Origin of the sequence: Bacillus sp. SIMBA_031, assembly GCF_046535225.1 — a bacterium.
Lineage (GTDB): Bacteria > Bacillota > Bacilli > Bacillales > Bacillaceae > Bacillus > Bacillus velezensis.
Genome location: NZ_JAWRXC010000057.1, coordinates 1 through 383 on the forward strand (window position 1 = coordinate 1; position 383 = coordinate 383).

The 383-nt window shown below is 56.1% G+C and carries 1 protein-coding gene; it reads right to left on the minus strand.

Features of this window, described 5'->3' with window-relative positions; translation table 11 throughout:
* A partial coding sequence (locus tag SB724_RS19495) for a BA14K family protein (RefSeq protein ID WP_410572427.1) occupies positions 1-315 on the minus strand: 315 nt, incomplete at its 3' end.
* Between the last annotated feature and the right edge of the window lie 68 nt (positions 316-383).

Sequence of the window (383 nt, forward strand, 5' to 3'; positions counted from 1 at the left end):
CTGATAGGTGTTATCCTGGGCACGATAAGAGCGGTAGCGTGCAGCGCACCAGGCTACGCCTAATGCAGATCCATCGTTGTTTGCAGTCCGAGCGACTGTAGATGGCTGCGCGCTGGCGAAGGGCGATACGCATGTCCGTATTTCGCCGCTGAAGCTTCGATATGTATTTTTGGTCCCATCGTACGAGCGATATCGTTGTACGCACCAGTCGCGATGAGCTGCCGCTGCGGCCAACTCATCCTTTGCACTTTCCGACGCTAAGGTGCGTTCTACCGTCGTCGTCGTCGCAATCTTGACAACAGCGCCATTGGTCACGTAGCTCGAATAGAGGGGCTTGACCCGTTCATATCGCTGCTTTGCAACGTCTACCCGGACAGGCTCGG